24 protein-coding genes are annotated in these 21,286 nt (G+C 43.4%); 18 read left to right on the top strand and 6 right to left on the bottom strand.

The features are described from left to right. Window positions 1–20 precede the first annotated feature (20 nt). From recJ to RM544_RS17250, 16 genes are all read left to right on the top strand, one after another. Entirely contained in the window at window positions 21–1,736 is a 1,716-nt protein-coding gene (recJ, locus tag RM544_RS17325; RefSeq protein WP_311363086.1) for a single-stranded-DNA-specific exonuclease RecJ, read from the top strand. Between the two features lie 54 nt (window positions 1,737–1,790). Beyond that, complete coding sequence (locus tag RM544_RS17320; protein WP_311363085.1) at window positions 1,791–2,072, top strand: hypothetical protein; 282 nt, start codon at window positions 1,791–1,793, stop codon at window positions 2,070–2,072. Between the two features lie 10 nt (window positions 2,073–2,082). Then, on the top strand, window positions 2,083–2,805 hold the full coding sequence (gene recO, locus RM544_RS17315; RefSeq protein ID WP_311363084.1) for a DNA repair protein RecO: 723 nt from the start codon (window positions 2,083–2,085) through the stop codon (window positions 2,803–2,805). A gap of 58 nt (window positions 2,806–2,863) precedes the next feature. Further along, complete coding sequence (pdxJ, locus tag RM544_RS17310) at window positions 2,864–3,604, top strand: pyridoxine 5'-phosphate synthase (protein ID WP_311363083.1); 741 nt, start codon at window positions 2,864–2,866, stop codon at window positions 3,602–3,604. 31 nt (window positions 3,605–3,635) lie between these two features. Next, a complete protein-coding gene (gene acpS / locus RM544_RS17305) occupies window positions 3,636–4,079 on the top strand; it encodes a holo-ACP synthase (protein ID WP_311363082.1) in 444 nt (147 codons plus the stop codon). Window positions 4,080–4,082: 3 nt separating this feature from the next. Next, entirely contained in the window at window positions 4,083–5,450 is a 1,368-nt protein-coding gene (rlmD, locus tag RM544_RS17300) for a 23S rRNA (uracil(1939)-C(5))-methyltransferase RlmD (RefSeq protein ID WP_311363081.1), read from the top strand. Between the two features lie 106 nt (window positions 5,451–5,556). Then, entirely contained in the window at window positions 5,557–7,704 is a 2,148-nt protein-coding gene (gene relA / locus RM544_RS17295) for a GTP diphosphokinase (protein WP_311363080.1), read from the top strand. A 1-nt stretch (window position 7,705) separates the two neighbouring features. Then, on the top strand, window positions 7,706–8,098 hold the full coding sequence (locus RM544_RS17290) for a MazG nucleotide pyrophosphohydrolase domain-containing protein (RefSeq protein ID WP_311363079.1): 393 nt from the start codon (window positions 7,706–7,708) through the stop codon (window positions 8,096–8,098). A 12-nt stretch (window positions 8,099–8,110) separates the two neighbouring features. After that, complete coding sequence (locus RM544_RS17285; protein ID WP_311363078.1) at window positions 8,111–8,320, top strand: tautomerase family protein; 210 nt, start codon at window positions 8,111–8,113, stop codon at window positions 8,318–8,320. A 204-nt stretch (window positions 8,321–8,524) separates the two neighbouring features. After that, on the top strand, window positions 8,525–8,953 hold the full coding sequence (gene rplM / locus RM544_RS17280; RefSeq protein WP_311363077.1) for a 50S ribosomal protein L13: 429 nt from the start codon (window positions 8,525–8,527) through the stop codon (window positions 8,951–8,953). 12 nt (window positions 8,954–8,965) lie between these two features. Beyond that, complete coding sequence (gene rpsI, locus RM544_RS17275) at window positions 8,966–9,358, top strand: 30S ribosomal protein S9 (protein WP_311363076.1); 393 nt, start codon at window positions 8,966–8,968, stop codon at window positions 9,356–9,358. Between the two features lie 323 nt (window positions 9,359–9,681). Next, window positions 9,682–10,314, top strand: coding sequence for a ubiquinol-cytochrome c reductase iron-sulfur subunit (gene petA, locus RM544_RS17270; RefSeq protein WP_311363075.1), 633 nt, complete (start codon window positions 9,682–9,684; stop codon window positions 10,312–10,314). Next, window positions 10,314–11,579 (top strand): cytochrome b, encoded by a 1,266-nt coding sequence (locus tag RM544_RS17265; protein WP_311363074.1) that lies wholly within the window; start codon window positions 10,314–10,316, stop codon window positions 11,577–11,579. The genes petA and RM544_RS17265 overlap by 1 nt, the downstream gene beginning before the upstream one ends. Continuing rightward, window positions 11,576–12,310: a cytochrome c1 gene (locus RM544_RS17260; RefSeq protein WP_311363073.1), complete on the top strand. Its 735-nt coding sequence runs from the start codon at window positions 11,576–11,578 to the stop codon at window positions 12,308–12,310. The genes RM544_RS17265 and RM544_RS17260 overlap by 4 nt, the downstream gene beginning before the upstream one ends. Before the next feature lie 107 nt (window positions 12,311–12,417). Beyond that, window positions 12,418–13,050: a stringent starvation protein SspA gene (gene sspA, locus RM544_RS17255; protein WP_311363072.1), complete on the top strand. Its 633-nt coding sequence runs from the start codon at window positions 12,418–12,420 to the stop codon at window positions 13,048–13,050. Between the two features lie 31 nt (window positions 13,051–13,081). Further along, window positions 13,082–13,549, top strand: a complete 468-nt coding sequence (locus RM544_RS17250; protein ID WP_311363071.1) for a ClpXP protease specificity-enhancing factor — start codon at window positions 13,082–13,084, stop codon at window positions 13,547–13,549. 1 nt (window position 13,550) lies between these two features. On the opposite strand, the gene RM544_RS17245 is transcribed toward RM544_RS17250, so the two are convergent. Genes RM544_RS17245 through RM544_RS17230 form a run of 4 tightly spaced genes read right to left on the bottom strand, consistent with a single transcriptional unit; the run spans window position 13,551 to window position 17,080 of the window. Next, window positions 13,551–14,135: a BON domain-containing protein gene (locus RM544_RS17245; protein WP_311363070.1), complete on the bottom strand. Its 585-nt coding sequence runs from the start codon at window positions 14,133–14,135 to the stop codon at window positions 13,551–13,553. Between the two features lie 14 nt (window positions 14,136–14,149). After that, window positions 14,150–14,743, bottom strand: coding sequence for a phosphoheptose isomerase (locus tag RM544_RS17240; protein WP_311363069.1), 594 nt, complete (start codon window positions 14,741–14,743; stop codon window positions 14,150–14,152). Between the two features lie 41 nt (window positions 14,744–14,784). Continuing rightward, the gene (locus RM544_RS17235) at window positions 14,785–15,141 is read right to left on the bottom strand and encodes a YraN family protein (RefSeq protein ID WP_311363068.1); all 357 of its coding nucleotides are present in this window, start codon (window positions 15,139–15,141) and stop codon (window positions 14,785–14,787) included. Next, on the bottom strand, window positions 15,131–17,080 hold the full coding sequence (locus RM544_RS17230; protein ID WP_311363067.1) for a penicillin-binding protein activator: 1,950 nt from the start codon (window positions 17,078–17,080) through the stop codon (window positions 15,131–15,133). The genes RM544_RS17235 and RM544_RS17230 overlap by 11 nt, the downstream gene beginning before the upstream one ends. A 129-nt stretch (window positions 17,081–17,209) precedes the next feature. On the opposite strand from RM544_RS17230, the gene rsmI reads away from it, so the two are divergent. Further along, window positions 17,210–18,067 (top strand): 16S rRNA (cytidine(1402)-2'-O)-methyltransferase, encoded by an 858-nt coding sequence (rsmI, locus tag RM544_RS17225; RefSeq protein ID WP_311363066.1) that lies wholly within the window; start codon window positions 17,210–17,212, stop codon window positions 18,065–18,067. 139 nt (window positions 18,068–18,206) lie between these two features. Here rsmI and RM544_RS17220 read toward each other — a convergent pair whose 3' ends face one another. Together RM544_RS17220 and argR are read right to left on the bottom strand one after the other, a co-directional pair. Then, entirely contained in the window at window positions 18,207–19,478 is a 1,272-nt protein-coding gene (locus tag RM544_RS17220) for a hypothetical protein (protein ID WP_311363065.1), read from the bottom strand. A gap of 152 nt (window positions 19,479–19,630) precedes the next feature. Then, window positions 19,631–20,095, bottom strand: coding sequence for a transcriptional regulator ArgR (gene argR / locus RM544_RS17215; protein WP_311363064.1), 465 nt, complete (start codon window positions 20,093–20,095; stop codon window positions 19,631–19,633). Between the two features lie 222 nt (window positions 20,096–20,317). On the opposite strand from argR, the gene mdh reads away from it, so the two are divergent. Beyond that, on the top strand, window positions 20,318–21,256 hold the full coding sequence (gene mdh, locus RM544_RS17210; protein WP_311363063.1) for a malate dehydrogenase: 939 nt from the start codon (window positions 20,318–20,320) through the stop codon (window positions 21,254–21,256). Window positions 21,257–21,286 lie beyond the last annotated feature (30 nt).

Genomic DNA, 21,286 nt, shown 5'->3' with positions numbered 1-21,286 from the left:
CACGCAGAGAAATCAAACCATTGCATATAGAAAGACGCACGCCAATTCTACCCAATCCGATTGATGCATCGTTGCCACCGCTACTAGATAAACTTTATCGTCACCGTGGCGTTACTGATATTGCGCAGGTGCAAACGCAGCTCAAGCAGTTACATCACTACAATCAGATGAAAGGCTTGGAGCAAGCAGTTTTACTTATTGTTGAAGCGATTACACAAGAAAAAAATATCTGCATAATCGGTGATTTTGATGCCGATGGCGCGACAAGTACTGCTATTTGCATGCTGTCATTACGTGACTTTGGCCATCAAAAAGTAACTTACCTTGTGCCGAATCGCTTCGATTTTGGATATGGATTGAGTCCTGAGATAGTTGAGGTTGCGGCAAAAGAGGGCGCTGAGTTCATTATTACTGTCGATAACGGTATTTCATGTTTAGCGGGTGTAGAAGCAGCTAAGCAAAGAGGCTTACAAGTTGTCGTCACAGATCATCACTTGCCAGGCGCTACCTTGCCTGCAGCGGATGCTATCGTGAACCCTAATCAGGTTGGCTGTGAGTTCATGTCGAAAAACCTTGCGGGGGTTGGCGTTGCTTTTTATTTAATGTTAGCTATTAAGTCGAAGCTAGAGGAACAACAATGGTTTACTCAACAAGGCTTACCAACGCCTAATTTAGCGAAGTATTTAGACATTGTCGCTTTAGGTACCGTCGCAGATGTTGTGCCATTAGATAAGAATAATCGCGTACTTGTGCACCAGGGTTTGCAGCGCATTCGCAGCGGGATTGCTCGACCAGGGATCCGGGCTATTCTTGATATTGCTAACCGACCCTGTCAGAAAATTTCTTCAACAGACTTGGGCTTCGTCATTGGTCCTCGTTTAAATGCAGCTGGCCGCTTAGACGATATGTCGCTGGGGATAGAATGCCTACTAGTCGACGATGATTATCAAGCCCGACAAATGGCTGCGCGATTAGATGCTCTCAACCTTGAGCGAAGAGAAATCGAGTCCTCAATGCAAGAGGAAGCGATTAAAGCATTAGAGTCCTTAGCTTTTCAAGCCAAAGACGTACCAGCAGGGATCGTTTTATACAAGGAAGACTATCATCAAGGTGTTATTGGTATCCTCGCTGGACGTATTAAAGAAAAGTACTATCGTCCAACTATCGTGTTCGCAATGCAAGACGAGAAAGAAGTAAAAGGGTCAGCAAGATCAATTCCAGGTGTACATATCCGAGATGTATTAGAGCATATTAGCGCACAAAACCCGGGCTTAATCATCAAATTTGGCGGCCACGCTATGGCTGCAGGTCTAAGTTTAGCAACTGAAAACCTCGCAAGGTTTACAGCATTGTTTGAAGCTGCTATTGCTGAAGCAACAGAGGGTTTACCAGAGCAAGATGTATTGTTATCGGATGGTGAGCTGAAGAGCCATGAAATTTCACTCGAAAATGCTTCCTTACTCAAGCTCTCAGTTCCTTGGGGGCAGACCTTTGAGGAACCCTTATTTGATGGTGTGTTTCAACTGAAAAGCCAGCGAATAGTAGGGAAAAATCATCTTAAAATGGTAGTTGCACAGGATGGAGTTGAATTCGATGCAATTGCTTTTAACGTAGATTTGAATTTGTGGCCGAATAAGCAAGCTCGACAGGTAAATATGGCTTATCGCTTAGATATTAATGAATTTAGAGGCCAAATCAGTGTACAATTACTGGTTCAGGCTCTTCAGGCTGCTTAGTGTGAAGAAAAAAATATCAGCGTAAATCTATAAAATTGAGGAATAATGTCATAAATGGCTAGAAAAACGGCTTTGCAAAAATTATTAGAAACACATCCTAATTTAGTTCATTCAGAACTATGCAAAGTCACGTCTCACGTGCAACGAGAAGAAGATGGCTGGTACGTAAATACATTACTCATTGAAGGCAGTGATGTGCCATTTATATTTAAGCGTAAAAAGAAGTATAAAAATCTACAGGCTGGTGTCGTGAACCTGACCTACTACCCTGAGATGAAAGAAATTGCTGGCATGGAGTTTGAGACCATGAAAGTCGTCAGAATTAAAGCCAGTTAGGGCGCGCTGAGTGAGTAAAGAAATTTACGATGGCTATGTCCTGCACCGCAGACCCTATCGGGAAACTAGCTTAATTGTTGATTTTTTTACTTTGCAAAATGGCAGAGTGAGCGCAGTAGCAAAAGGTGCGCGCTCATCGAAGTCTGATAAAAAAAGCCTGCTCCAACCGATGCAATCACTCAACTTTGAATTAAGCGGGCGCTCTCAACTAAGAAATCTTGGCCGAGTCGAGTCGAATGCGCGTTCGTCAGTGCTGAGCCAAATGAGTCTTTTTTGCGTCTTTTATGTTAATGAAGTCTTGAATCGTGCTTTGCCAGAGGCTGAGGGGTTTACGCGATTGTTTCAGCAGTACGAGCTCACATTGAGCAATCTCGAGGGCTTATCGAACCGAGCCGCGACGTTGGCAGAATTGGAACCGGTTTTGCGGAATTTTGAATTCGTTCTGTTAGAAGAGTTGGGTTACTTACCTGATTTTGAATACGACCATCAAAATGAACGCCCGATTGTAAGTGATAAAAGTTATACCTTACTAAACGAAATTGGCTTTTGTGAATCTGATGGTCAGCAAACGCATGCTATATCTGGCGCTGCCATCATTGATTTGAAACAAGAGAATTGGCATAGAGATTCATTAAAGGCTGCGAAGCTGATTAGTCGTATAGCACTTCGACCCGTGTTGGGCGATAAACCTATAAAAAGTCGTGAACTTTTTATGCCTAGATCAACTACTTAGCTTGGTATGACGACTTTTAGCTCGTCTAAATAAGACATAAATTGTGAGGAGTGCGAGAGTGCAAAACATATTATTAGGCGTCAATATCGACCATATTGCCACTTTACGCAATGCGCGTGGCACTGACTATCCAAACCCTGTGCATGCTGCTGATGTTGCTGAAAGAGCAGGCGCTGACGGTATTACAGTGCATTTGCGAGAAGATCGCAGGCACATAAAGGATAAAGACGTATTTCTGTTAAAAGAAACAATTAATACTCGTCTGAATTTTGAAATGGCGGTTACTGATGAGATGCTAGCAATTGCCGCGAAAGTACTTCCGGAATTTTGTTGCTTGGTACCAGAGAAACGAGAAGAACTGACAACAGAAGGCGGCTTGGACGTAGCGGGCAACTTGAGTCGCATCAGCGATGCTTGTGCTCAATTAGCGGAACAGCATACTTTAGCTTCCTTGTTTATTGACGCCGATAGACAACAAATTGAGGCAGCAGCAACAGCGAAAGCCCCCTACATTGAAATACATACTGGGCAATATGCAGAAGCGAAGAATGAAGAAGAGGCGCTGCGTGAATTAGCTAAGCTAAAAGAGGGTATCGAGTATGCTCACGGCTTAGGACTGAAGGTTAACGCAGGTCATGGTTTGCATTATCACAATGTAAAACCCATTGCTGCAATTCCTGAACTAATCGAGTTGAATATCGGTCATAGCATTATTGCAAGAGCTGCTTTTGATGGCTTGGATAAGGCTGTAAGAGATATGCGCGCGCTGATGCAAGAAGCCCGTAGTCAAGGCTTTTAGTAAGCGTATTGTCGAGTTTTAAGGAAACCATATGGCGATCATTGGTATTGGCACAGATATAGTCGAAATTGCACGTTTACAAGCAAGTGTCAGTAAGTCGGATTCAATGGCAAAACGCATTCTAACTGCAAACGAGTATGCAGATTATACGGCCTTAAGTGACTTGCCGCGCATTCGACCTCGGCAGCAGGTCGAAATATCGGATAAAGATAGCGTAGAGTTGAGTTCGCAAGCGCGTTTCTTAGCTAAGCGTTTTGCTGCGAAAGAAGCAGCAGTCAAGGCGATTGGTAATGGCATAGGAAATGGCGTTAGTTGGCAACAATTAGAAATTGCGCACCGAGAAACGGGGCAACCCTATCTCAAAGTGAACGGTCATTTGCTGGCGCTTTTCGAGCAACAAGGGGTGAAACATTCGCATATTTCGATATCTGACGAGAAACACTATGCAACCGCCACTGTTGTGCTAGAGAGCTAAGCGATGGCCCAATTTTTCAAAGCAACGCGCAAAAAAGCGGAAACTAAGCCGCAGAAGTTAGTTATCAATGTTGATGTCATGGATCACCATGGAAATGGTATTTGTTTGCAGCACAAACCTATTGTCGTTGTCGCGGGTGGATTTACTGGTGAGCGCTATGAGGTCCTCGTAACGTCACAAAACACCAAAGTCTGGCATGCCAAAATACTCAAAGTCCTTAACGCAAATACGGAAGCGCGAACAACACCGTTTTGTCCATATGTAAATGACTGCGGCGGGTGTTCTCATCAAGACTTTAAAGCTGAGGCTTTACTCAGTGCTAAACAGGAACGCTTAACTACGTACGTCGATAAGAATCTAAGCCAGTTCGGTAGTCAAACTGCACAATGGGAACCAGCCATTCGCTCTGACATTACCAGTACCAGCAATGCTTACCGAAGAAGAGCTCGCTTGGCAATAGACGCGAGAAACCCAAAAAGTATTAAAATCGGCTTTCGTCAGAACCAGTCAAACAACGTTGTTGATATTCCGCAATGTTTGGTGTTATCAAAAGGTTTGCAAGCTTTTTATCCAGCGTTGGTTAGCTGTTTAAAAGGCTTGGATAGTATCGCAGCCGTCGGTCATATCACGCTTACCGAAGGTGCTGACGAGCGGCAAGTATGCCTTCACCTTACCAAGAATTTGAGTCAAGCGTCACTTACTTCTTTAATTGCGTTTGCTGAAGCGCAAAAAGTGAGCGTATTAACTCTGGATAAAGTGCGGGGCTTGTCGTGTCTTTATCCTCATGAAAGCGAGCAGGTTTCAATTAGTATTAGAGATGACGAGCGTGCAGTATTGCAGGTGAAACCTAATGACTTTGTGCAAGTGAATGGCGCTGTAAACAGTCAGATGCTTCAAAAAGCTAGGCAGTGGTTATCGTTAAACAAGAATGAAACTCTGGTAGATTTGTTTTCTGGCACGGGTAACTTCTCTCTTGCACTTGCGCCCGAGTGCAAGCGGGTATTAGGATTTGAAGGCCTCCCTGCTTTGGTGCAGCAAGCGCGAAATAATGCACAACTAAATCACATTGATAATTGTGAATTTGAAGTGGCGGACCTAAGTGAAGACGATGCAATTAAACGTTTAACACTGCCAAAAAACGCGGTATTCATAATCGATCCGTCGCGAGACGGTGCGCATACTGTTATGCAAAATATTGCCAAACTGGCCCCTACAAAAATAGTGTATGTTTCTTGCAACCCCACTAGTTTTGTACGCGACTTACAAGCCTTACCAAAAGGCTATATGATTTCAAAAATGTGTGCTTTGGATATGTTTCCTTTCACCAAGCACATTGAAATGATGGCAATGATTGAGCATGTGGGTACATAAGCAAAATGCCCTTAGGCCAAATTTTTACGAAAAAAGTCATCGACTTACTGTTTTGTGAACTTAGGTGACTTTTAGATTTATATACTTAACTTTGGACTGATTTACTATGGTTTCAATTCGTAGCGTTCATCAAACGAGTCGACCCTCTTTCGAGGAATGGTTGTCGGATTTAGATGTGTCTGAAACCACCAAACAGAAGCTCAATGAGATTTCTGACCGTCCAGAAGAACTGCTTATTGGCCAAGAGATGGTTGAAATTCTTCATGAGCTACACATGGATGATGAAACACTTCAGGCTGCTCTCGTTTTTCCTTTTTGCCAAATCCATGAACTAGATGAAGAAACCGTTAACTCACGTTTTGGTGCCGAAATCGGCAGTTTAATTGCTGGTGTCCGTCGTATGGATGCAATCAAAACCTTGCAATCCAGAAACCGCCAAGATGAAAATCACGTAGATGGACTTCGTCGTATGCTATTGAGCATGGTTGAGGATGTGCGGGCGGTCGTTATTAAAATGGCTGAGCGAATATGTACCTTACACTCTGTGAAAGACGCAGACGAAGAAAGCCGCGTTATTGTTGCTCACGAGTGCGCCAGTATTTATGCGCCGCTTGCTAATAGGCTGGGTATTGGCCAATTGAAGTGGGAGTTAGAAGATCTTTCATTTCGATATTTGCATCCCAATACTTACAAGCGTATTGCCAGTATGTTGGATGAGAAACGTTCAGATAGAGAGCAATACATTATAGATATAGTTACAAAACTACAAAGTCTACTGGATGCAGAAGGAATCAAGGCTGAGGTGATTGGTCGTCCTAAGCATATATACAGCATCTGGAAGAAGATGCAGAAGAAACAACTCACATTTGAAGAATTGTTCGATATAAGAGCCTTGCGGATCGTAGCGGAACGCTTGCAAGACTGTTACGCCGCTTTGGGGATAGTGCACACCAACTGGAAGCATATTCCAAAAGAATTTGATGATTACATCGCAACCCCGAAACAAAATGGCTACCAAAGTATTCACACCGTGATTGTTGGCCCGCAGGGAAAGTCTATTGAAATCCAACTTCGCACACAGCAGATGCATCAGGACGCTGAGCTAGGTGTAGCTGCACATTGGAAGTATAAAGAAGGCACGAGTGGCAAAACGGCTGGCTCTGAAGAACGTCTTAATTGGTTGCGGAAAATCTTGCAATGGCAAGAGGAGATGGCCGAGTCGGGTAACCTTGTCGAAGAGCTTCGCAGTCAAGTCTTTGATGACCGTGTTTACGTGTTCACCCCAAAAGGGGATGTGATTGATTTACCCCTGGGTTCAACACCTCTGGATTTTGCTTACTATGTGCATAGTAATGTAGGTCACCGGTGTAACGGCGCCAAGGTGAATAAACGCATTGTTCCTTTTACCTATAAACTACAAAGCGGTGATCAAGTCGAGGTCCTCACTGGAAAGCATCCTTCACCGAGTCGAGACTGGATGCATCCCGGTTTAGGGTATGTGCACTCGGCAAGGGCGCGTGCCACTATTCATTCTTACTTTAAAAAGCAAGATAAAGACAAAAACGCAGAAGCTGGGCGGGAGATCCTCGAGAGAGAATTAAACAAAGTTGATTTACCAGTGAAATTAGCGGCAGACGCAACCAACAAATTTAATGCAAACACCGTGGATGATCTTTTTGCATCCATTGGTGTTGGTGACCTTCGGGTGATGACTGTCGTGCATTACTTGGTGCAAAAACATGCGCCACCGCCTCCTGAACCTGAACTTCCAGCGATTAAACAGCGCCGCTCGAAGCCACGCAAAGACGGACAAGCAATTATCGCTGAAGGGGTTGGTAACCTATTAAGTCAACTTGCTAAGTGCTGCCAGCCAGTAGCTGGAGAATCCATCTTAGGCTACATCACCCAAGGGAAGGGTGTTAGTGTACACAAAGAAAACTGCCCGCAATTAGCTAATTTGCTTGAACAGCACCCAGAGAGACAAATTGAAGTTTCATGGTCTATCGAACATCAAACAAGCTTTCAGACTGAAGTAGTAGTGTATTGTCACGACAGAGCCGGTATCTTGAGGGATATTACGACAGTGCTATCGAACGAAAAAGTTGGCCTTCTCGGTGTTAATAGTTTAAGCAATAAAAACCAGAATACTGCAATGATTAAGCTGACACTCGAGGTGAGTGACGCGAGCAGTTTGAGCCGTGTGGCAGACAAACTGAAACAACTTACAGATGTCACAGATGTGAGTCGCAGCTAAGATGGGTTCCAAAACGGCCTTAAGCCAAGCATTTGAAATTCAGGCGAGTTGTTCCACATTGGGTTTCGATTGGGAAACTGTTGCGCCTGTATTTGATAAAGTCTTAGAAGAGTTACGTGAGGTCAATGACGAAATAATGCAAGCTGACGTTGACCCGCATAAAGTTCAGGAAGAGTTAGGTGACCTGCTTTTTGCAGTCGTCAATCTTTGTAGGCATCTCGATGTCACGCCTGAAGAGGCCTTGCATCAAGCGAATCAAAAATTCAATGGGCGTTTTGCCAAAGTGCAAGCGTATGCTGTTAAGCAGGGACGAACCCTCGAAACGATGTCAATGGAAGAAAAAGAAATCCTGTGGCAGAAGGCGAAGCTTGCAGAAAAACAAAATGAGCGTTAATTAGGAATCTCTATGCCAGTAGTTAATATACAAATTACGAAAGGTGCAACAAAAGCACAAAAAGCAGAGTTAGTGAAAGATGTGACTAAATCACTACAACGCGTTTTAGGGAAAAAGCCAGAATATACTCATGTCGTTATTCAAGAGATCGATGACGAAAACTGGGGATTTGCAGGCCAACTCACCGATGAATGGAAGTTATCACGTGGCGAAGGTTATTAACTGACAGTGATAAGTAAGTTTTATTGAGAAAGTACTTCGCTTTTCCGCTAAAGTCTGTATAATTCGCGACCTGCCCACATGCACCCACCTTTGGGAAGGTGGAAGATCGACCGGCTCGAAGGGGCTAACAGGTTGATATAATTGCACTTTAAGCGGATTTTCTGCTTGGTAGTGAACTTAACTGATAATTTCGGGTGACGAATAATGAAAACTTTTGTTGCAAAGCCAGAAAGCGTAGAACGCGACTGGTATGTGGTTGACGCCGCAGACAAAACTTTAGGCCGTTTAGCGGCTGAAATCGCGCTAAGATTGCGCGGCAAGCATAAGCCAGAGTATACACCACACGTAGACACTGGTGACTACATTGTAGTTGTTAATGCTGAAAAAATTACTGTAACTGGAAACAAAGCGAAGAACAAAACGTACTACGCTCACTCTGGTTACCCAGGTGGTCTTAAAGACACTACTTTTGAAAAGCTTATCGCTAAGAAGCCAGAAATGGTGATCGAGAAAGCCGTTAAAGGTATGTTGCCAAAAGGCCCACTAGGTCGTGCTATGTTCCGCAAAATGAAAGTTTTTGTTGGTCCTGAGCACACTCATGCAGCACAACAGCCACAAGTATTGGACATTTAAGGAGCGAGCAAAATGGCAGATACTCAATATTACGGCACAGGCCGTCGCAAAAGCTCAACAGCTCGCGTTTTCTTACGTCCGGGTACAGGTACAATTACTGTAAACCAACGTCCGCTTGACGTATTCTTTGGCCGCGAAACTGCACGTATGATCGTGAAGCAGCCTCTAGAGTTAGTTGAAATGACTGAAAAGTTTGACCTATACATTACCGTTTCTGGCGGTGGTATTAGCGGTCAAGCTGGTGCAATCCGTCACGGTATTACTCGTGCTCTTATGGAGTATGACGAAGCCCTACGTCCAGCGCTACGTAAAGCTGGTTTCGTAACACGTGATGCACGTAAAGTTGAACGTAAGAAAGTGGGTCTACACAAAGCGCGTAAGCGTCCACAGTTCTCAAAACGTTAAATCGTTTCGAAATACGTATTCAAAAAACCCAGCTTCGGCTGGGTTTTTTATTTTTAGCCTACCGCTATTGTTGAAAAAATTTCAGTCGATAAAGAAACAAATATGCAACTTGTAGAGAAATCTTGACTTATAACAAGAAAAACACGCATTTTTTCTCAGTAAATCCTTGTGTTTGTTAAGGGTTTTCTTTTAACATACGCTGTTAATATTAATCGAGTGTTTCTGCTCAAAAATGCTGACTTATTAAGCGCTTTTCTAAAGTACCGCAATGAAGTCTGCATTTTTGAGTTGAAACCTGTCTTTCCAACCCCGGAGAAAAGTTGATGAGCGATGTATCAGTAGATACCAATGAATCACCAACAAATAACGACCAACCTCAAAGTAGCGATCGCCGCAAATTTTTGACTGTAGGTACGTGTGTTGTTGGTGCAGTTGGTGCTGTAGGTGCTGCAGTCCCTTTTGTTGCCTCTTGGCAGCCGAGCGCAAAAGCCAAAGCGGCTGGTGCTGATGTCGAAGTTGATATTAGTGGTATCCAGCCAGGCCAAATGATTCGTGTTAAATGGCGTAGTAAGCCAGTCTGGATTGTACGTAGAACCCCTGAGTTGTTGGCTAGCCTTAGTGCTCACGAAGACCAACTTCGTGATCCAAACTCTGAGGTTGAGCAGCAACCGACATTCGCTCAGAATCAATATCGCTCTTTGAAAGAAGAGTACTTGGTACTAGTGGGGATTTGTACGCATTTAGGATGTTCACCACAGCATCTTATTGATGGTGACTTTGCTCAATACGCTGAAGGCATTGCTGAGGGCTTTTTCTGCCCGTGCCACGGCTCTAAGTTTGATATGGCTGGCAGAGTTTTTTCAGGTGTTCCAGCGCCATCAAACCTAGTCGTTCCTCCTTATCAATACGTCGACGATAATACTATTATCATCGGTTCTGAAGCGGAGGTTGCGTAATGAACGGATTACTTAGTTGGATTGAACAACGTATCCCAATGATGCGCGTTGCAAACATGCACGCAATTCAGTACCCAGCGCCCAAAAATATGAATTTTTGGTACGTTTTCGGCTTCCTTGCAACAATTGTACTTGTTAACCAAATCGTCACTGGTATCTGGTTAACGATGAGTTATGAACCTTCAGCAGAGCGAGCGTTCGCTTCTGTTGAGTACATCATGCGTGAAGTTGAATTTGGAAACGTGATTCGTTACATGCACAGTACGGGTGCATCGGCATTCTTTATCGTTGTATATCTGCATATGTTTAGAGGCATGATGTACGGTTCATATCAAAAGCCACGTGAGTTGCTTTGGATATTTGGTATGTTAATTTACCTCGCGTTGATGGCTGAAGCTTTCATGGGCTACGTTTTGCCATGGGGTCAAATGTCTTACTGGGGAGCGCAGGTTATTGTCTCTCTATTTGGTGCGATTCCGGTTATCGGTCCTGATTTAGTTATCTGGATACAAGGTGACTACGTTATCTCGGGGGCTACGCTTAACCGATTCTTTGCGTTACACGTTATTGCTTTGCCACTGATTATCGTTATCTTGGTATTTCTGCATATCATCGCTCTACACGAAGTTGGTTCAAACAACCCGGACGGCGTGAATATTAAGCATAAGAAAGGCTCATTGCCAAAAGATAAGCTTACATCTTATAAGATCCATGAGTATTACACAGACAAGTACGATATTGTCGATGACGTAGTGCCGTTCTTCCCGCATATCGTTTTGAAAGACTTAGTAGCGTTCAGTGTGTTCTTATTTGGCTTCTGCTACATCATGTTCTTTATGCCTGAGATGGGAGGATATTTCTTAGAAAAACCGAACTTTGAAATAGCCAACCCTTACAAAACGCCAGCGCATATTTTCCCTGTTTGGTATTTCACACCTTTCTATGCAATTCTGAAAGCTGTTCCAGATAAGTTATTTGGTGTATTGACGATGTTTGCTGCTATCGCTGTTCTGTTTGCGTTGCCTTGGGTTGACCGTGGTAAGGTGAGATCATGGCGCTACAGATGTGGCCTTCACAGAGTGAACTTGCTGGTATTCGCTGCTGTGTTCGTTTTCCTTGGTTATCTTGGTGGTACGCCACAGGAAAACTGGAAGATTGTTGCATCACAAATTGCTACCATCATGTATTTCGGATTCTTTGTCCTATTGTTTATTTATTCAGGCAAAGAAAAAACCAAGCCAGTACCTGAGAGGATTACACTATGAAGAAGTGGTTAACTACACTACTACTTTTGCCAACACTCGCTTTTGCTGCTGGTTCAAATATCCCACTGGATGAAGCTGGTATTGACCTTAAAGACAAAGAGTCATTGCAGCGCGGTGCGCAGACCTTTATGAACTATTGTTTAGGTTGTCACCAGATGCAATATCAGCGATATCAGAGAACTTTCGAAGATATCGGTGTACCGCTAGAGATTGGAGAGCAGTACTTGCAGTTTACAGGTGAAAAGGTGAGTGATTACATTACATCAAATATGCCTTATGAATCTGCAGCTACATGGTTTGGTGCTCCGCCTCCGGATCTGACTTTGGTCAACAGAGTAAGAGGCTCGGATTGGTTATATACCTATATGCGCACTTTCTATGTTGATGCAAGTCGCCCATTTGGTGTGAACAACCTTACTTTCCCTAACGTGGGCATGCCTCATGTATTGGAAGGTTTGCAAGGAACACCAAGACTTGCTACCGAAATGAGAATGATCGACGGTGAAATGACTGAAGTTGATGTAGGCTTGCGTACCGATGGAAATGGCAAGCTTACAAGCGACGAGTATGACCAGACAATTCGCGACTTGGTTAACTTCCTGGCTTATACCGGTGAGCCGTCAAGATTGCAGTCTGAGAAAATTGGTAAAGGTGTCCTCATCTTTATCCTTATCTTCTTTGTGTTCGCATACTTGCTGAAGAAAGATTATTGGAAAGACGTTAAAAAATAAGGTCTTACCCCAATATTTTTATAAAAGGGGCAATGCGCCCCTTTTAGTGTTTTTAATTGTTACTATTATTTTGCAATTCTCATTGTCCTGAGAATTCGGAGGTTTTAATGGCTGTAGCCACAAACAAGCGTTCAATCATGACGTTGTTTTCTGACAATATCGATATTTATAGTCATCAGGTGCGCATCGTTCTTGCTGAAAAAGGTGTTGGCGTTGAAATTAGTTTTATCGATCCAAGCCAGTTAAGCGAAGATTTACTTGAGTTGAACCCATACGGCACAGTTCCAACGCTAGTTGACCGTGAGTTAGTGTTATATAAATCTCATATCATTATGGAATATTTGGATGAGCGTTTCCCACACCCACCTTTAATGCCTGTATATCCTGTGTCACGTGGTGAAAGCCGTCTAATGATGCACAGAATCGAGCATGACTGGTATGTGTTGGCTGCGAAAATCTTCCGCAACGAACCTGGCGCAGAAGAGGCTCGTACTGAATTACGTGAGTCTTTATTGGCCCTAGCACCAATCTTTGCTGAAAAGCCTTATTTTATGAGTGACGAATTCAGCTTAGTTGATTGTTATTTAGCACCTTTATTATGGCGTTTACCAGCCTTGAATATCACACTTAGTGGTGCTGGTAGTCGTGATGTTGTTGCTTACATGAATCGCATTTTTGAGCGCGCTTCATTCAAAGCATCATTAACAGACCAAGAACGTGAGATCCACAACCCACTGTAAAGTGGATTGTGCATCGTACTAGAGGTATTCAGTGGATAATATGACCAGCAACCAGCCTTATTTACTTAAGGCTTTTTACGATTGGATAGTGGATAACGGTTTAACACCCTATATTGTTGTTGATGCAATATTACCGGGTGTGGAAGTGCCACAGCAATTTGTAAAAGAGGGTCAGATTGTACTGAATATCTCTCCTAGTGCCTGTGTTAATTTACACATCGAACTAGACTCTATCTCCTTTCAGGCACGCTTTTCTGGTCAGCCTATGCAAGTTTATGTCCCTAGTATTGCTGTTTCAGCTATCTACGCCAGAGAAAATGGTGCGGGAACGGTATTTACACGCAGTGAAGAAGAGCTTTTAGCTTATGAACAGGCCTTATCTTCAGAGCAGCCTTTGCAAAGTGTTGAATCGAAAAAAGAAAAAACTAGTGAGCCCGTCGAGAGTCAGGGCAAAACAGATAAGAAATCTAACAGACCTAGTTTAAAAGTGGTTAAGTAAGCTACTCAACCAGCTCCATTACCCGAATTACCTTCGTAACACCATTAACATTTCTTGCAGCTTCGACGGCCGCAGCGGCCTCAGGTTTGGTCAACAAACCCATAATAAACACCTCACTATCCTCAACGACTAAATCAAGCTTAAACAAAGGAATGCTTTCGTCAGAAATCATAATGGTTTTTAACTTAGAGGAAAGCCAAACGTCATTCATGGTAGATGTCGCTGGAATCGGCTGTCCTAAACGAACTTGATTGTGGACTTTTACTACGTTATTTGTCGCTACGGCTGCTTGTTCAACTCTTCGAATCATCTCTTGAGTGGGGGCTTGACCGGTTAGTAAGACTTGACCGTTGTAGACATCAACGCTGATTGCGGCTTCATCTTTCACTAAGGGGATATCATTGATAGCACTTCTTACCCGGCTCTGTGTTGTCTTATCATCTATTTGTGTACCAACGGTCCTTCTGTCTGTTGCAGAGGCCGTGGCAGCGGTACCTACCGTTCCTACGGCAACCAATGCACAGCCTGATTGTAATACCGAAGCAAACAATACCAAAAAGGCTAACTGTCTTCCTTTACTCAACATACAGTATTCAGTTCCTATTCTGCGTCACTCACGGGAAAGAGTGCGTTATCAATTGATTCACATAAATTGTGAATGACTAAAAGATGAACTTCTTGGATCCTCGCTGTTCGAGATGAAGGTACGCGGATCTCAACATCGTTCTCGCTCAAGAAGCCAGCCATTTCTCCACCGTCTTTTCCAGTCAATGCAACGATTGTCATATCTCTTGCAAGAGCAGCTTCCATTGCATTGATAACATTACGACTGTTACCACTAGTCGATATCGCTAGTAGGATATCGCCAGGCTGACCCAGAGCCTTGATTTGCTTCGAGAACACTTCGTCGTAGCTGTAGTCATTTGCTATAGACGTAATGGTCGAGCTATCAGTCGTTAAGGCCATGGCCGGTAGAGAAGGACGGTCTCGCTCGTATCTGTTCAATAGCTCTGATGAAAAGTGTTGCGCATCGCCAGCTGAACCACCGTTGCCGCAACTTAATATTTTATTGCCTCGAATAAGAGCTTGAACCATCATAGTCGCTGCTTTTTCAATAGGAACGGGAAGCTCCTCTGCAGCAGCAATTTTCGTTTGGATACTTTCTGTGAAGCTCTTCTTTATATTCTCAAGCATGAATTCGCCTTATTAATTGCGTTTTATAACAAACGCTTGTTTTACACATTTTTAAGCCAGTTTACCTGTTCATCGTCTATTGCTACAACATCTATTCGGAAATTTGTATGAAACGGGTTGCAGTTCTTTTGTAACAAATAATAATTTATCGCTTTCTCTAATTTTCGGCGCTTCCGCACAGTGAATTGCTCTGCTGCCGCTCCATAACTATTACTTTTGCGGTATTTCACCTCAACAAAAACAAGCTGTTTCTTATCTTGCATAATCAGGTCTATCTCTCCGACCTTGCAAGTAAAGTTTTGTTCCATGAAACGAAGTGATTGTTCACACAAAAAGCGCTTGGCTATTTGTTCTGCATCAAAACCGCTTAGACTCGCTGTAAACTGGTTAGAGAGCATTTGTTTGTGTGATCTCTTCTTCGGCGATCAGGGCACTGGGTAACTGTCGCACAACCTCTCGGTCTGCGTTCACTGACAACTTACCAGACATACCGGATAGTTCGGTGTGACTGAAAAACGCAAGTTGCTGCATTTGTTCAGAGAACTGAAACGCATCAAAGCCAAAGGCAAACAAGCGCAGAAAAGTACTGGGTGGATTGTTCCATATACTATCGACTTCCTTTGCTAAGGCTTGTCGACGCTGTTCTGGCATCAAAAATGGCATATCGACGAATACTAAGTTGCGTAAGTCTCGAATACTGTTTTTGTTGAGTTGATGCTGGTAGCTATATGAGGTAGCGAATACGGGAAGCGTATCTTCGGTAAATAAACTAATACTCGCTTCTATAATGGGATTTAATAACTCTACTTCTTGGGGTTGAGCAAAGACTACGAACGCATCCACGTCACGTCTGTTGCGAGTCACGCTGTGCACGACCTCTGAACTAAGCCTCGACATTTGACTGATGCGCTGTTGGCTTTGCAACACATCCAAGGCATCAGTAATACCAATCCGTAAACTCTTATTGTCGGTGAAGGTAACTATCTTTGGTAATCTGGTAGCGGCAAATGGGTCGTCGGTGCCCACACTATTTAACGCTAACCATTGTTGATTGAACGCGTCTATCATGCGACGACTGATGGACGAGTCATTTGATATCAAAATTGGCGTTTCTACTTGCTTGCTATGCATAAGATTAGCTAGTTGAATGGCTTCATCTTCTGGCGCTAGGGCAAAATACACCTTGGCTACGCCAGTTTCTTCAATCTCACCTCGGTCTTGGTTGTTTGTTCGGTTTAGGTAGACAAACATCGACTCAGGTAAGCGTAAATCCTTGATCATATTGACATGATCTCTTAGTAATGGACCAATAATTACGTCGTATTGACCTAGTGATTCTGCGTTTATTTCATCACTTTTAAAACGTGTACTGTCAGAGCCGGTATCGATGAACGTTAGCTGTGGTATAGGCGCACCCGGATTGTTTTGTTGAATGTCTTGTAAGCGGTAGAAAAACGCAGACATTATGCCTTGCTTAATTGCATCACCTTGCGCTTGAACCCGACCGCTGAGTGGCAGAAGCACAGCAATTTTTTCTACTTTTGTAATGTTTTGTTCCATATAACGTTGAATATCAACCGGTAACTCAACAGACAATGGATGGCTTGGATGACGCTCCTGCCAAAATGCAATAGCCTGTTGACGACTGACGTCATTTAAGGCCTCATCTTCAATAATGTTAGCTAGGGAATAATACGCTTGCATCAGACCATTTTGATTCGCTAATGTTTGTTTGTTTTGCTTTGATGACTTCAAAAACCATTCCCATAAATTATGCTCTGGTGCATTATTTAGAGGTGAGTCAGCATTGAGTTGCTGTGCTAACACGCTCGATGCCAAGTCCCAGCGCTGATGCAATGCGGCAACATGCGCGATTAGAACTTCTTTACGATTAGTGAAAGCTGGCTCATTAATCGTCGAAAGCCACGAGATCATAGTATCGATTGGCGTTTTCAGGAGTTCAACCGAATTGCCTGAGGCATAATGTTCAATTAAGGAGCACTCCGCTTTTAATAAGGTTGCATATTGTTTTTGAAACGGTTTGGTTAGAAAGGGTTCTATGTTTGCAACAATAATATCACTGCGTACACATTGCTCTCCAGTTTGAAAGTCCTGAGCTGCCTCAAGTAGCAGTTGATTTCTCTGGTTAATATCACCGTTACGTTGCCATTGTTCTTCAGCACGTTGTAAAGACAATTCAGCATTGCTCACTACGAGCTCTTTACTCGGCTTTTCGACTTTTGTGATCGGCGCAGTCACTACTTTCTCAACTTTGGTCGCACAACTGCTAAGAATAAATACAGAGAGAAGGATACTGGCTAACTTAAGTTGATTCAAAATGTGTCTCGATTTGTCCATATGTGCTTAGTTTACTCAAGGCGAAACAAATATCTATCTTCTTTCGCATATTCTGATCGAAAGTCGGTGTAGAATATGCTCTAAATAGCTCAATATAGAATGAAATTAATGCAAAATAACTCAGCCGGAAGGCTTTTCATTGTTCCTACTCCAATAGGTAATTTAGCTGACATTAGCAGTCGTGCGATAGATGTACTGAGCGCTGTTGATATTATTGCGGCCGAGGATACTCGGCACTCTTCTCGTTTACTATCTCACTGCGATATTCCAACGAAGACGATATCTCTGCATGACCACAACGAAGCCGCTCGTTCGAAACAATTAGTAGAACTATTACAAAAAGGAAGTGATGTTGCTCTCATTTCAGATGCGGGCACCCCCCTGATTAGCGATCCCGGGTATGTGTTTGTGCGTGATTGTCGAGAGTTTGGAATAAAGGTGATTTCCTTGCCTGGTCCGTGCGCGTTAACCACAGCTCTCAGTGCATCTGGCTTGCCAACTGACAAATTTATGTTCCATGGTTTTTTACCTGTAAAGCAAGCAGCAAAAGCAAAGGCTTTAGAGGCGCTTAATAATAGTGGGTACACAACTGTCTTTTATGAAGCGCCGAGGCGAATTAGAGACACCGTCATGGCATGCGCTGCGAATTTGCAAACAGATCATGAAATCGTTTTGGCGAAAGAACTAAGCAAGGCCTTTGAAACATATATCCAAGGCAGCGCAGAGCATGTCTTAGCGTGGTTGGAGCAAGACCCCAATCATCAAAAAGGAGAGTTTGTACTGATGATTTATTGCCCTAATAATCTCCAGACTGGCGAGATATCGCAGGGCGCTTTGGATCTGCTCAAGTTAGTTTCAGCAGAATTACCTTTGAAAAAAGCGGCTGCAATTGCTGCTGAACACTATGGCCTTAAAAAGAACGCATTGTACGAAGCAGGTTTGAAGTTAAAAAGTGATAAGGATTAGCTGTTAGGTTCCCGCCTTCGCGGGAATGACAGTAGTTTTCGCGGGAATGATGGCGCGCGTTTCGTCATCACCGCGCGTTTCGTCATCACCGCGAAGGCGGTGACCCCTAGTCACTATCCACTTTTTAACTTACTGCTTTTTACAGTGAGAAGTATGTAGTTAAGACCGTGTCTATCAAATCTTGCATTTTTTGTCCGGCTTCGCTCATTAGCTCTTCGCTTGCGCCATCGACGGCGACCTGAGCAGCAATCACAAATGCAATACTTTCATTTTCAGGACGGACAGAAGAAGATTCGCCTACTAAGGCAGTCATTGGCAAACAAACATAGGCTAACAATACATTCTCGGTTGTTCCTCTCGTTTCACTTGGCCCCCAACCGATTTTATTAAAAACGCGCCATAAGCCATTGGTTTGACTATCTAGCACTGATTTGTATTTTTGTCTTCGTTGCTTGGTATCCACTGTATCGAGTGTCGCGTGTGGTTCACTTCGCCTTAAAAGTTGCTTTGCGATTGCATCCTGTAGCATCGTAGATATCCCGACAGACATACCGCCTAATTGTGAGGAACCTGTTGAATTACCGGCACCATAGAATAAGGTCTTAATATCTCTCTCATCAAGGAATGGATGGCGTGTCTTGGCGTCAGTTTGATGCATGGCTAAGCGTTTCAGCCACTCGGCTTGTGCTAGCGTAGTCATCGGTTTGTTACCAGTCGTACCGCAGGTTTCACAACGATAGGGGCGATACGCCTTATCTTTACTAGCATCATTGTTAAAATCTAAAGGGGTTTGTGAAGTACCGTCTATGGCTGACCAAATTTTAGATTGAGGCTCGAAGCTACTTGCTCCGTAGGAACCTCGAAAAAAGATATGCGGCGTACTTAGTCTTAACCACTTCTCATAAAATAGGGCAGTTAAGTATTCACGAGTTGCAACATTGGCAAAGAAGGTAGCAATAGCATTGCTGTCTCCATTGGCGTCACCGAACGCATCATAACTGTTGATGCTGGTGATTAAATCAGCAATATTGGTGTATCCAATTTTCCCTTGGGCCGACACGATCGAATTGTTTTGCTCTTTCAATGCAGCAATTGCGCCCGTAAAGGCGAATATTTTTGAAGAGCTCCAAGGTTCATATAGTGTCGCTTGGGTGTTTGCATTTGACATGTAATGATAAACAGCTTCGCCATTATTCTGTTTAATATCAATCACTAATACTTTACCCACTGACTTATCCAGCATTGGAAAAGCGTTCCAATCATGGCTAACTCTTTCCTCCCAACGCGCATTACTGTAATCGACTTTCTTACTTGTTTGGTACGTACCTGTATAGTCCTTTCGCAAGTTATTAGGGTCGGCGCATAAATTGTTATGCCCTTTGTCGTCAGGAAGGTATGGAGCAGTATTCATTACCTCATGATAAAACGAAGTTGAGGCGAAGATTTCGGGTTCACTTTGTGGCGCTGAACATGCGCTTAGCATGCACAACGCAAAGCATAAACCCGATTTGGGTGTGTTATTAGAAACGGTATGTGAGTGACTAGGTCTTTTGAACAAGCGCTTTATACACTCTCAAAAAGGTCTTCAACTCGTTGGCGAAGGTCTTCAATTTGCGTAATATCGGCTGGCGCGATGAAAATTGTATCGTCGCCAGCAATGGTACCGAGTACGCCGTCGGTATGACTCAATGAATCAAGTAAACGAGCAATAAGTTGCGCTGCTCCAGGGCTCGTTCGAATGATGACCATCACATTGTTGTGCACGATGTCTAAAACGAGTTGCTTTAAAGGGCTTTTTGCCGTTGGCATACCTAGTTCAGGCGGCAGGCAGTAGACCATATCACCCCGAGCATTACGGGTTCTCACCGCACCGAATTTGCTGAGCATACGAGAGACTTTGGATTGACTGATATTATCGAAACCATGTTCCTTCAGGGCTGTAACAATTTCGCCTTGTGAGCCATAGCTCTCGGTTTTAAGCAACTCTTTGAATGCTTTGATTAAGGCGTCTTGTTTACTTGTCGACATGTGTATTCTTTTCCTAACTGAATTTTAGGGTATTCTGCAACAGCACTCTGGTTTTCGCAAACGAATGAAATAAAAATGTGTGACAAAAGTGTTAATTAGGTAAATTGTTTGTAATCGTAAACTAAAATAATCTATATAAGACCATCCGGTGATTGAGATTTGCACGGTTATGGCTTATGGTGTCGCCCGTATAATTAAATGCTAAATTAACAGGAGATTCTTATGAAGGTAGCTGTTCTAGGCGCCGCTGGTGGTATTGGTCAAGCCCTATCGTTATTACTAAAAACTCAATTACCGGCAGGTTCTGAACTTGCTTTGTATGACGTTGCGCCGGTTGTCCCAGGTGTAGCTGTTGATTTAAGCCATATCCCTACCGATGTTGCAGTGACGGGTCATGGAAAAGATGACTTAGCTGATGCACTGACTGGTTGTGACATTGTTCTAATTCCGGCGGGTGTACCAAGAAAGCCTGGTATGGATCGCTCTGATTTGTTCAACATTAACGCAGGTATCGTTAAGAACCTTATCGAAGCTGTAGCGGACAACTGTCCAAAAGCATGTGTTGGTGTGATTACTAACCCGGTTAATACCACTGTTGCGATTGCTGCAGAGACCTTGAAAGCCAAAGGTGTATACGACAAGAATAAGTTATTCGGTGTCACTACCTTGGATGTTATCCGCGCGGAAACGTTCGTTGCAAATCTTAAAGGTTTGAAGACGACTGATGTTCACGTACCTGTTATCGGTGGCCACTCGGGCACAACTATCCTTCCATTGTTATCACAGGTTGAAGGCGTAAGCTTCAGTGATGAAGAAGTTGCTAGCTTGACTACTCGCATTCAAAACGCAGGTACTGAAGTTGTTGAAGCTAAAGCTGGCGGCGGTTCTGCAACTTTATCTATGGGTCAAGCAGCAGCACGTTTCTGCTTGTCACTCGTTGCAGCAATGAAGGGTGAAGCGGTTGTTGAATATACTTACGTTCAAGTTGACGACTCTGAAGATGCAGCCTTCTTTGCTCATCCAGTACGTTTAGGTCCAAACGGCGTTGAAGAAATTTTACCGTACGGTGATTTAAGCGACTTCGAAGAAAATGCTAAGAATGCTATGTTAGAAGGCCTTCGTGGTGATATTAAATTAGGCGTAGAGTTCGTTACCGCCTAATTTAAATAATATAAAAGAAAAGCCAGCATA

Source organism: Brumicola blandensis (genome assembly GCF_031846165.1).
GTDB classification, from domain to species: Bacteria; Pseudomonadota; Gammaproteobacteria; order Enterobacterales; family Alteromonadaceae; genus Glaciecola; species Glaciecola blandensis.
The sequence above is the reverse complement of the archived record's forward strand: the minus strand, read 5'-3'. Positions and strand labels throughout refer to the sequence as shown.

What these genes read in the sequence shown, in the direction of transcription:
- RM544_RS17320 (WP_311363085.1), top strand. Translation starts at nt 1,791, where the DNA reads ATGGCTAGAAAAACGGCTTTGCAAAAATTATTAGAAACACATCCTAAT.
- acpS (WP_311363082.1), top strand. Translation starts at nt 3,636, where the DNA reads ATGGCGATCATTGGTATTGGCACAGATATAGTCGAAATTGCACGTTTA.
- rlmD (WP_311363081.1), top strand. Translation starts at nt 4,083, where the DNA reads ATGGCCCAATTTTTCAAAGCAACGCGCAAAAAAGCGGAAACTAAGCCG.
- relA (WP_311363080.1), top strand. Translation starts at nt 5,557, where the DNA reads ATGGTTTCAATTCGTAGCGTTCATCAAACGAGTCGACCCTCTTTCGAG.
- RM544_RS17290 (WP_311363079.1), top strand. Translation starts at nt 7,706, where the DNA reads ATGGGTTCCAAAACGGCCTTAAGCCAAGCATTTGAAATTCAGGCGAGT.
- RM544_RS17285 (WP_311363078.1), top strand. Translation starts at nt 8,111, where the DNA reads ATGCCAGTAGTTAATATACAAATTACGAAAGGTGCAACAAAAGCACAA.
- rplM (WP_311363077.1), top strand. Translation starts at nt 8,525, where the DNA reads ATGAAAACTTTTGTTGCAAAGCCAGAAAGCGTAGAACGCGACTGGTAT.
- rpsI (WP_311363076.1), top strand. Translation starts at nt 8,966, where the DNA reads ATGGCAGATACTCAATATTACGGCACAGGCCGTCGCAAAAGCTCAACA.
- petA (WP_311363075.1), top strand. Translation starts at nt 9,682, where the DNA reads ATGAGCGATGTATCAGTAGATACCAATGAATCACCAACAAATAACGAC.
- RM544_RS17265 (WP_311363074.1), top strand. Translation starts at nt 10,314, where the DNA reads ATGAACGGATTACTTAGTTGGATTGAACAACGTATCCCAATGATGCGC.
- RM544_RS17260 (WP_311363073.1), top strand. Translation starts at nt 11,576, where the DNA reads ATGAAGAAGTGGTTAACTACACTACTACTTTTGCCAACACTCGCTTTT.
- sspA (WP_311363072.1), top strand. Translation starts at nt 12,418, where the DNA reads ATGGCTGTAGCCACAAACAAGCGTTCAATCATGACGTTGTTTTCTGAC.
- RM544_RS17245 (WP_311363070.1), bottom strand. Translation starts at nt 14,135, where the DNA reads ATGTTGAGTAAAGGAAGACAGTTAGCCTTTTTGGTATTGTTTGCTTCG.
- RM544_RS17240 (WP_311363069.1), bottom strand. Translation starts at nt 14,743, where the DNA reads ATGCTTGAGAATATAAAGAAGAGCTTCACAGAAAGTATCCAAACGAAA.
- RM544_RS17235 (WP_311363068.1), bottom strand. Translation starts at nt 15,141, where the DNA reads ATGCTCTCTAACCAGTTTACAGCGAGTCTAAGCGGTTTTGATGCAGAA.
- rsmI (WP_311363066.1), top strand. Translation starts at nt 17,210, where the DNA reads ATGCAAAATAACTCAGCCGGAAGGCTTTTCATTGTTCCTACTCCAATA.
- RM544_RS17220 (WP_311363065.1), bottom strand. Translation starts at nt 19,478, where the DNA reads ATGAATACTGCTCCATACCTTCCTGACGACAAAGGGCATAACAATTTA.
- argR (WP_311363064.1), bottom strand. Translation starts at nt 20,095, where the DNA reads ATGTCGACAAGTAAACAAGACGCCTTAATCAAAGCATTCAAAGAGTTG.
- mdh (WP_311363063.1), top strand. Translation starts at nt 20,318, where the DNA reads ATGAAGGTAGCTGTTCTAGGCGCCGCTGGTGGTATTGGTCAAGCCCTA.